At 61.3% G+C, this 9,434-nt stretch carries 8 protein-coding genes; 2 read left to right on the forward strand and 6 right to left on the reverse strand.

What is annotated here, in order from left to right; genetic code table 11:
- Nucleotides 1-26: 26 nt before the first annotated feature.
- From AD666_RS11890 to AD666_RS11900, 3 genes are all read right to left on the reverse strand, one after another.
- Nucleotides 27-785 (reverse strand): S9 family peptidase, encoded by a 759-nt coding sequence (locus tag AD666_RS11890; protein WP_053151929.1) that lies wholly within the window; start codon nt 783-785, stop codon nt 27-29.
- A complete protein-coding gene (locus AD666_RS11895) occupies nt 775-1,884 on the reverse strand; it encodes a DUF3182 family protein (protein WP_053151931.1) in 1,110 nt (369 codons plus the stop codon). Before AD666_RS11895 ends, AD666_RS11890 begins: the two co-directional genes overlap by 11 nt.
- Nucleotides 1,885-2,086: 202 nt before the next feature.
- A complete protein-coding gene (locus AD666_RS11900) occupies nt 2,087-3,082 on the reverse strand; it encodes a GlxA family transcriptional regulator (RefSeq protein WP_053151933.1) in 996 nt (331 codons plus the stop codon).
- A 97-nt stretch (nt 3,083-3,179) separates the two neighbouring features.
- On the opposite strand from AD666_RS11900, the gene AD666_RS11905 reads away from it, so the two are divergent.
- A complete protein-coding gene (locus AD666_RS11905; protein ID WP_053151935.1) occupies nt 3,180-3,734 on the forward strand; it encodes a cysteine hydrolase family protein in 555 nt (184 codons plus the stop codon).
- 101 nt (nt 3,735-3,835) lie between these two features.
- On the opposite strand, the gene AD666_RS11910 is transcribed toward AD666_RS11905, so the two are convergent.
- Together AD666_RS11910 and AD666_RS11915 are read right to left on the reverse strand one after the other, a co-directional pair.
- Nucleotides 3,836-4,351, reverse strand: a complete 516-nt coding sequence (locus AD666_RS11910) for a single-stranded DNA-binding protein (protein ID WP_053151937.1) — start codon at nt 4,349-4,351, stop codon at nt 3,836-3,838.
- 9 nt (nt 4,352-4,360) lie between these two features.
- Nucleotides 4,361-5,758, reverse strand: a complete 1,398-nt coding sequence (locus AD666_RS11915; RefSeq protein ID WP_053151939.1) for an MFS transporter — start codon at nt 5,756-5,758, stop codon at nt 4,361-4,363.
- A gap of 179 nt (nt 5,759-5,937) precedes the next feature.
- Between AD666_RS11915 and uvrA the strand changes: the two genes are divergently transcribed.
- Complete coding sequence (gene uvrA / locus AD666_RS11920; protein ID WP_053151941.1) at nt 5,938-8,772, forward strand: excinuclease ABC subunit UvrA; 2,835 nt, start codon at nt 5,938-5,940, stop codon at nt 8,770-8,772.
- A 75-nt stretch (nt 8,773-8,847) separates the two neighbouring features.
- On the opposite strand, the gene bfr is transcribed toward uvrA, so the two are convergent.
- A complete protein-coding gene (bfr, locus tag AD666_RS11925; RefSeq protein ID WP_053151943.1) occupies nt 8,848-9,312 on the reverse strand; it encodes a bacterioferritin in 465 nt (154 codons plus the stop codon).
- Nucleotides 9,313-9,434: the final 122 nt, after the last annotated feature.

The raw sequence follows: 9,434 nt of genomic DNA on the forward strand, positions 1-9,434 counted from the left end.
AAGAGGCCAGAACAAACGCCACACAATTACCGCTCCTGAATGATGCTCAACCGCTCTCCCACCACCATTTCCGTGATCCATCCCACCAGGATCGAGGTGTAGGCCTGCTGTGAAACGGGGTCGCTCAAGGCATGGTCCGCGCCGTCGATGATCCGGTGGGTCAACGAATGGGTCTGCTGGCACGCGGCGCGGTAACTCATAATGGTGGCATGGGGTACATGATCGTCGGTTTCCGACTCCACCAGCAACACATCGCCAGTGAACTGCGAGCAGGCGTGCAAGGCGCGGTTGGTGCTGGCGTGCACCAGGGTGCTGCGGTAATCCAGCAGGTCAGCCTTGTCCAGGTCGCGCTTGGGCGTGTGCCATTGCTCGTCGCGATACAGCGCCGGCACCCGCAGTGCCAGCCAGCGCACCGGGCGCAGCAAGGTCAGGATCGAGGCCAGATAACCGCCATAACTGGTGCCCACCACGGCAATCGCCGACGTGTCCAGGGCCGGATGGGCCAGCAACCGGTCATAGGCCGCCAGCAAATCCCGCAGGTTGTCTTCCCGCGTTACCCGGGACAGCGGAATGCCCGCGCCGCCGGTATGCCCGCGCAAGTCGAAAGTCAGACACACGCAACCCAGGCCGGCGATGCCCTTGGCCCGTTCCAGGTCACGCTCCTGGCTGCCGCCCCAACCGTGGACGAACAGGACGCCAGGCACCTTCGACTTGGGACTCAGGAAGGTCCCGTTCATGCGTTCATCATCGATCTCGATCTGAATGGTTTCGCTTCTAGCCGTCATGAGAATGAACCGTTGCGTATTTGAGTAGGAAGTCGCCGTTGTGCGCCGGACCGCGATAGACCTCCACGGCACCTGCCGGCAACGGCTGTTCGACATAGGTTTCCACCGAGGACACGCGGACCGCGCTGGTCGTGGGCTCCTCGACGAACACATGCAGTGCCGCCAGCTCCGCGCTGCTGGCTCCGCCCATGCGCCACGACTGCTCCAGCACGCCACCGCGGGGCTGGCCGCCGACATCGAGACCCTGGGCGATATCGTAATTTCGCCGGGAAGCAAAGAAGCCGGGATAGGCCTGGTTGGCGGCATCGTCGAACACCTGGGCCAACCGCACCGCTTCGCGCACATCATCGGGCAAGTCGAGCCTGAGCAGCTCAATGTAGCCGCCCTGCACCACCAGCAGGTCCGAGCCGCCATACACTTCCAGCCCTTCACTGTCGCGGGTCAGGTGCTGCACGCCGCAATAGCTGATGAGCTTGCCGTCGATGCGGCTCTGGCCGACGCTCTGGGTCTTGACGTCCCGAAGGTTCTGCTCCAACACCACTCCGTCGCTGAACAGCGCCTGGGCGTCCGGAGCGGCGACGATTTCATCGAACTGGGCGAGGGTCTCGATCACCCGCTGATCGCGCCCCGCACAGGCGTGAATAGGCTTGAAGCGGATGGGCCCGGCGTAGAGCATATGCTCGGCGGCGGGGCGCGCATCCTTGAGCGAAAAAACACTTATCCCATCGAGCACCACGCCACGGCTCAGTTTGGCGAACAGCGGCGACCAGCCCGTTGGCGCGACGGCATACTTGTTCAACAGACCGTGGGTAATGGCCTTGGTGCAAATGAAATCATGTTCGACATATCCCCCCCACAGGTCGTCCGCCCCCGTGACACCCAAGCGCCGCAGGGTTTCGCCGCCTACCAGCGTCTGCGTGGGCAGCAGGTACAGATCGCGTCCGGTATGTTGATCGGGGTCGTAGCTGCCACCGTATTCACACCCCATTATCCGCGCCAGCCAGCGGGCCAGGGCCCGATTGGTTTCCACCTCATGGAGCGGTGCTTGAGGATTGATCGAATAGGCGACTACCGTTTTGTTGCGATTGGCTGAGGTCATTCGTGGCCCTTTTACCTGCGTTCTATGGTTTCAGGTAAAGGAGTGCAGAGATCAGGCCAACGGTCTATGGGGGACGAACGGTCAGGGAAACGGGTACATCGCGAGGTGATAGATGGCGCCTGGCCTGTTTCATTCTGCACGACCGGCACAGCTCATCCCGCAAATTGCACGATGTTGAATCAGACATCCCGGGGCGAGAAAGCTACTGTTTTGAGGCGTTTGGTGGACTTACCCCAAACCGCGCCCGGTAATCGCTCGGCGTCAGCCCGGTAATTTTCTTGAACGTCGTCCGAAAGGCGCCCGGGTCCTGGTAGCCGACCGTCCAGGCGATGTGGTCGATGGTGCCATTGGTGAACTCCAGCATTTCCCGGGCCTTGCCGACACGCAGATGCTGGCAGTACTCGGTGGGTTTGAGTCCGGTGGCCGCACGAAACCGGCGCAGGAACGTGCGTTCTTCCAGCCCCGCCCGCTCGGCCATCGCGCCAAGGGACACGTCTACCGCGCCGCTGCCTTGCAACCAGTGCTGGACCTTGAGGATTGCCGCATCCCCATGTCCGAGGATCGGTGCGAAATTGCTGCTGCACTGGCTCGCGCTGTCGCTGTGCTCAACGACCAGAAACTGTGCAGTGCGCGTGGCAATACTCGGGCCAAGCAGGCGATCCACCAGCCGCAGCCCCAGTTCCGACCAGGCCATCAGTCCGGCGGTGGTGATCAAATCACCGTCGTCGACGATGGGTTTGTCCGCGTGAAGTCTGACATTCGGGTAACGGTCGGCGAAGGACTTGGCCGACGTCCAATGGGTGGTGGCGCTACGCCCATCGAGCAAGCCGCTTTCGGCCAGCAGGATCGAACCGACGCAAACCCCACCCAAAACCGTGCCGCTGGCGTGCTGGGCCCGCAGCCATTCCATCAGCGCCCGTGGGGCCTGGCCCTCGCTGAAGCCGGCCAGGGACGGTGGAATCAGCAACGCAGTGAGTTTTTCTGCTGCTCCCGGGCCGCTGTCGAACACCCGCCCCGGCGTCTCGCCGTTCTCGGCCCGCCAGTGGCTCACCCGCAGTCGCGGCAGTTGCGCAGAGGCCTGCTCGCCTGCGATCCGTTCTGCCACGGCAAACAGATCGGTCAACCCGTGCACCGCCGCCAGTTGCGCGCCGGGGTAGATCAGCACCCCGAGCTCGGCGACTGCCCTTTGCTGCGTCATTGTCAGTTTTCCCCCGCTAATTGTCGTTGCGGCCAATCCTCGATCCCACCGCAAACGCCGATGATGACCTCACTCCCAACCTGATAGAGGAAGCCTCATGTCCAAGCAAGCGCTCATCGTAGTCGATATCCAGAACGACTACTTCCCCCAGGGAAAATGGCCACTGGTCGGCGCCGAAGCCGCCGCCGACAACGCCGCCCGGATCATTGAAGCCTTTCGCCAGGCCGGCAACCAAGTGGTGCATATTCGCCACGAATTCACATCCGAATATGCTCCGTTCTTCACGCCGGGCTCCGAAGGCGCGAAGTTGCATCCCAAGGTGCTCAACCGCGCCGATGAGCCGGTGGTGCTCAAGCATTATGTCAATTCGTTCCGTGAAACCGAGCTGCAGGCCCTCCTCGACCAGCACGGTATCGAACAACTGGTCATCGTCGGCAGCATGAGCCATATGTGCGTCGACGGTGTCACCCGCGCGGCGGCGGACCTGGGCTATGGCGTCACGGTGATCCACGATGCTTGCGCCACCCTGGACCTGGAATTCAATGGTGTGGTCGTTCCGGCCGCCCAGGTGCATGCGGCCTTCATAGCGGCGCTGGGGTTTGCGTATGCGAGCGTGGTGAGTACCGAGGAATTTCTCGGCGGCCGGCTATAGGCAGCCTAGCTGCAAGCTGCAAGCGAAAAAAAACCGCGCTGGAACGATGCGCGGTTTTTTTCTTGAGCTTGAAGCTTGCGGCTTGGAGCTTTCAGCTGCTCTTAGAACGGAATATCGTCATCGAAGCTGTCGAAATCCGGAGCCGGTTGCGGCGCGGCCTGTTGCGGAGCCGGGCGTTCGCGTTGCGGCTGAGGCGCCGACTGCGGACGTGGAGCCTGCTGACGAGGCGCGGACTGCTGGTAGTTGTTACCGCCTTGCTGCTGATCGCCCTGCGGACGGCCGCCCAGCAACTGCATGGTGCCTTGCATGTCGACGATGATTTCGGTGGTGTAACGCTTGATACCGTCCTTCTCCCACTCGCGGGTCTGCAGCTTGCCCTCGATGTACACCTGCGAACCCTTGCGCAGGTATTCGCCGGCAATCTCGGCCACCTTGCCGAACATCGACACGCGGTGCCATTCGGTCTTCTCGACCTTCTGGCCGGTCTGCTTGTCGGTCCACTGTTCGCTGGTCGCCAGACTCAGGTTGGTCACGGCGTTGCCGTTAGGCAGGTAGCGAACCTCGGGATCCTGGCCGCAAGTACCGACCAATATGACTTTGTTAACCCCACGGGCCATAACGTTCTCCTAGGCTTCGCACGCGGTCGGGGCCGGGTTGTTCACCAGGCGCTCGAGCGTCGCACGATCCAATAATTCGGTGTCCAGTTTGATATATACGGCCGCTTCGTCGGCGACCACCACTGCATCGGTTACTCCCACGACGGCCCTGAGGCGCTCGGCCAGGCCTGCTTCGCGGATGGCTTCGGACGACAACGGCAAGCGCAGGCTCGTCACATACGGAGGTTCGCGCATGGTAACAGCAAAGACCAGCCAAAGTGCAGCCAACGCGGCGCATCCCAGGAATACAACCGACAAACCGCCATGCTGGAACAGCCAGCCGCCGAGAATTCCGCCCAACGCCGAACCCAGGAACTGGCTGGTGGAATAGACCCCCATGGCCGTGCCCTTGCCGCCCGCCGGTGAAACCTTGCTGATCAGCGACGGCAGCGATGCCTCCAGCAGATTGAACGCGGTGAAGAACACCACAGTCCCGATCACCAAGGCCCGCAGGCTGTCACCGAACTGCCAGAAGAATAGCTCAGTGAGCATCAGCGTCACGACGGCGCCGAGCAAAACTCGTTTCATTTTGCGTCGTTTCTCGCCATAGATGATGAAGGGAATCATGGCGAAGAACGAAATCAGCAAGGCGGTCAGGTACACCCACCAGTGCTGCTCCTTGGGCAAGCCGGCCTTCTCGACCAGGGCCAGCGGCAGGGCAACGAAACTGGACATCAGCATGGCGTGAAGTACGAAGATGCCCAGGTCCAGGCGCAGCAGGTCGGGGTGCTTGAGGGTCGGGATCAACGCCTGGCGAGCCACACCGGATTCGCGATGTTGCAACGGCCCGGTGGAGCGCGGCACCACGAACGCCACGATCAGGATCCCCAGCAGCGCCATGGCGCCGGTCGCCAGGAACAGGCCCGACAAGCCGAAGGCACGGGTCAGCAAGGGGCCGACCACCATGGCGACGGCGAACGACAGGCCGATGGTCATGCCGATCATGGCCATGGCCTTGGTGCGATGCTGTTCACGGGTCAGGTCAGACAACAGCGCCATCACGGCAGCGGAAATCGCCCCGGCGCCCTGAAGGATCCGGCCGGCGATCACCCCCCAAATGGAATCGGCACCGGCCGCCAGGACGCTACCGAGGGCGAAGACGATCAGCCCGAGGTAGATGACCGGGCGCCGGCCGATACGGTCGGAGATGATCCCGAACGGGATCTGGAAAATGGCCTGGGTCAGGCCATAAGCGCCAATCGCCAACCCGATAAGGGCCGGCGTCGCGCCCGCCAGGTCCATGCCGTAGGTGGCCAGTACCGGCAACACCATGAACATGCCCAGCATACGGAAGGCGAACACCAGGGCCAGACCGCTTGCTGCTCGCGTCTCGCCGCTACTCATGCGTTCGCTGTGGGGATCGTGCATGGAAAAACCTCGTGTGAACCGGCGGCGATTCTACCAGTCCCATCGATTGAGGGGGTATATGGCGACCGTTTGCCGCGCAGTCTTCATGTATGACTGAAAACTCACTTTCAATAGTGTGTATCCATCCAGTATTTACCCGTATACTCCTACGTTTTCGACGCCCGCCGAGCGAGGCCACTTTGGACAAGATCCTGATTCGTGGGGCCCGTACCCACAACCTGAAGAACATCGACCTGACCCTGCCGCGGGACAAGCTGATCGTCATCACCGGCCTGTCCGGATCCGGCAAATCATCCCTGGCTTTCGATACCCTGTACGCCGAAGGCCAGCGACGCTATGTCGAATCGTTGTCGGCCTACGCCCGGCAGTTCCTGTCGATGATGGAAAAACCCGACGTCGATACCATCGAGGGCCTGTCGCCGGCGATTTCCATCGAACAGAAATCGACCTCCCATAACCCGCGGTCGACGGTCGGCACCATCACCGAGATCTACGACTACCTGCGCCTGTTGTATGCGCGGGTCGGGACCCCCCGCTGCCCTGACCACGACATTCCCCTGGAAGCCCAGACCGTCAGCCAGATGGTCGACCTGGTGCTGGCCCAGCCTGAAGGCAGCAAGTTGATGCTGCTGGCACCCGTCATCCGTGAGCGCAAAGGCGAGCACCTGCTGGTCTTCGAAGAGTTGCGCGCTCAGGGCTTCGTGCGTGCAAGGGTCAACGGCAAGCTGTGCGAGCTGGACGAACTGCCGAAGCTCGATAAACAGAAGAAACACTCCATTGATGTCGTGGTGGACCGCTTCAAGGTGCGCCCAGACCTGCAGCAACGCCTGGCCGAATCCTTCGAGACAGCACTGAAGCTGGCCGACGGCATCGCTCTGGTAGCGCCAATGGACGACGAACCCGGCGAAGAAATCATTTTCTCGGCACGCTTCGCCTGCCCGGTCTGCGGCCATGCCATCAGCGAACTGGAACCCAAGCTCTTCTCCTTCAACAACCCGGCCGGCGCCTGCCCGACCTGCGACGGCCTGGGGGTCAAGCAGTTCTTCGACACCAAACGCCTGGTCAATGGCGAACTGACCCTGGCCGAAGGCGCGATTCGCGGCTGGGACAGGCGTAACGTCTACTATTTCCAGATGCTCGGGTCGCTGGCGGCCCACTACAGGTTCAGCCTGGACAAACCTTTCAACGAACTGCCCGCCGAACAACAGAAGTACATCCTGCACGGCAGTGGTTCGCAGAATGTCGATTTCAAGTACCTGAACGATCGCGGTGACATCGTCAAACGCTCCCACCCGTTCGAAGGCATCGTACCGAACCTTGAGCGGCGCTACCGCGAGACCGAATCGGCGAGCGTACGGGAAGAACTGGCCAAGTTCCTCAGTACACAGCCCTGCCCCGATTGTCGTGGCACCCGCTTGCGTCGCGAAGCACGACATGTCTGGGTTGGCGAAAAGACCCTGCCGGCGGTGACCAGTCTACCGATCGGCGACGCCACCCATTATTTCGACGGGCTTAAACTGACCGGTCGCCGGGGTGAAATTGCCGACAAGATCCTCAAGGAGATCTGCGAACGCCTGCAGTTTCTGGTGAACGTGGGTCTGGATTACCTGACCCTGGACCGTAGCGCGGACACGCTGTCGGGCGGCGAAGCCCAGCGTATTCGCCTGGCCAGCCAGATCGGTGCTGGCCTGGTGGGGGTGATGTACATCCTGGACGAACCGTCCATCGGTCTGCATCAACGGGATAACGATCGGCTGCTCGGGACCCTCAAGCACTTGCGGGACATCGGCAACACCGTGATCGTGGTCGAGCACGACGAAGATGCGATCCGCCTGGCGGATTACGTGGTGGATATCGGTCCGGGTGCCGGCGTGCATGGCGGAAACATCGTCGCCCAAGGCACCGCAGCCGAAGTCATGGCGCATCCGGACTCCCTCACCGGCAAATACTTGTCGGGCCGTGTGAAGATCAAGGTCCCGGCCAAACGCACGCCCCGCAACAAGAAACTGTCGCTGACGCTCAAGGGCGCGCGAGGCAATAACCTGCGCAACGTCGACCTGGAGATTCCGATCGGCCTGCTGACCTGCGTCACAGGTGTGTCCGGCTCCGGCAAATCGACCCTGATCAACAACACCCTGTTTCCCCTCAGCGCCACGGCCCTGAACGGCGCCACCACCCTGGAAGCCGCCCCCCACGACAGCATCAAGGGGCTGGAGCATCTGGACAAGGTGGTCGACATCGACCAGAGCCCGATCGGCCGTACGCCGCGCTCCAACCCGGCGACTTATACCGGGTTGTTCACGCCGATCCGCGAACTGTTCGCCGGCGTACCGGAATCCCGCTCCCGTGGCTACGGCCCGGGTCGGTTCTCGTTCAACGTCAAGGGCGGGCGCTGCGAGGCCTGCCAGGGCGACGGCCTGATCAAGGTGGAAATGCACTTCCTGCCGGATATCTATGTGCCGTGTGACGTGTGCAAGAGCAAGCGCTACAACCGCGAAACCCTGGAGATCAAGTACAAGGGCAAGAACATCCACGAAACCCTCGAGATGACCATCGAAGAGGCCCGGGAGTTCTTCGACGCGGTGCCTGCCCTGGCGCGCAAGCTCCAGACGCTGATGGATGTTGGGCTTTCCTATATCAAGCTCGGGCAGTCGGCGACGACTCTCTCCGGTGGCGAGGCCCAACGGGTCAAGCTGTCCCGCGAGCTCTCCAAGCGTGACACCGGCAAGACCCTGTATATCCTCGACGAGCCGACCACAGGCCTGCATTTTGCCGATATCCAGCAACTGCTCGACGTGCTACATCGCCTTCGCGACCATGGCAACACCGTGGTAGTGATCGAACACAACCTGGACGTGATCAAGACCGCCGACTGGCTGGTCGACCTGGGTCCGGAAGGTGGTTCCAAGGGTGGGCAGATCATCGCCGTCGGTACACCTGAACAGGTAGCCGAGATGAAGCAGTCCCATACCGGCCATTACCTCAAGCCGTTGCTGGAACGTGACCGGGACTGATTCGTTCCGGGCATGGAAAAGCCCCTGCCATCTCATCGATGACAGGGGCTTTTGTTTTTGTGTGGAGAATCCCGATCAGCACTGCGATTGCAGGTAATTCTCCAACCCGACCAATTTGATCAGACCCAACTGCTTTTCAAGCCAGTAGGTATGGTCTTCCTCAGTGTCGTTGAGCTGGACGCGCAGGATCTCGCGGGTCACGTAGTCGTTGTGCTGCTCGCACAGCTCGATACCTTTGCACAGTGCCGCGCGGACCTTGTATTCCAGGCGCAAGTCGGCCGCCAGCATATCGGGTACAGTCGTGCCGATGTCCAGATCATCCGGGCGCATCCGCGGAGTGCCTTCGAGCATCAGAATCCGACGCATCAGCGCATCGGCGTGCTGAGTCTCTTCTTCCATCTCATGGTTGATACGTTCGTAGAGTTCGGTAAACCCCCAATCTTCGTACATCCGTGAGTGGATGAAATATTGGTCACGGGCTGCCAGCTCACCGGTCAGCAACGTGTTGAGGTAATCGATTACGTCTGGGTGACCTTGCATCGCCCTACATCTCCACAAGCTTTGAAAGGCTGTAGTTTGAACCATGCTGACTGTAAGGTCACTCGCTCATCGCAAGAAAAGCGAAGAAAATCCGAGAAAAGCAGGACAAATAACGCAAAAAC

Source organism: Pseudomonas sp. Pf153 (assembly GCF_001269775.1).
Lineage (GTDB): Bacteria > Pseudomonadota > Gammaproteobacteria > Pseudomonadales > Pseudomonadaceae > Aquipseudomonas > Aquipseudomonas uvaldensis.

Bases quoted from the DNA above. Each gene is read 5' to 3' on its own strand.
- AD666_RS11900 (WP_053151933.1), bottom strand. From the start codon at position 3,082: ATGACGCAGCAAAGGGCAGTCGCCGAGCTCGGGGTGCTGATCTACCCC.
- bfr (WP_053151943.1), bottom strand. From the start codon at position 9,312: ATGCAAGGTCACCCAGACGTAATCGATTACCTCAACACGTTGCTGACC.
- AD666_RS11910 (WP_053151937.1), bottom strand. From the start codon at position 4,351: ATGGCCCGTGGGGTTAACAAAGTCATATTGGTCGGTACTTGCGGCCAG.
- AD666_RS11890 (WP_053151929.1), bottom strand. From the start codon at position 785: ATGACGGCTAGAAGCGAAACCATTCAGATCGAGATCGATGATGAACGC.
- AD666_RS11895 (WP_053151931.1), bottom strand. From the start codon at position 1,884: ATGACCTCAGCCAATCGCAACAAAACGGTAGTCGCCTATTCGATCAAT.
- AD666_RS11905 (WP_053151935.1), top strand. From the start codon at position 3,180: ATGTCCAAGCAAGCGCTCATCGTAGTCGATATCCAGAACGACTACTTC.
- AD666_RS11915 (WP_053151939.1), bottom strand. From the start codon at position 5,758: ATGCACGATCCCCACAGCGAACGCATGAGTAGCGGCGAGACGCGAGCA.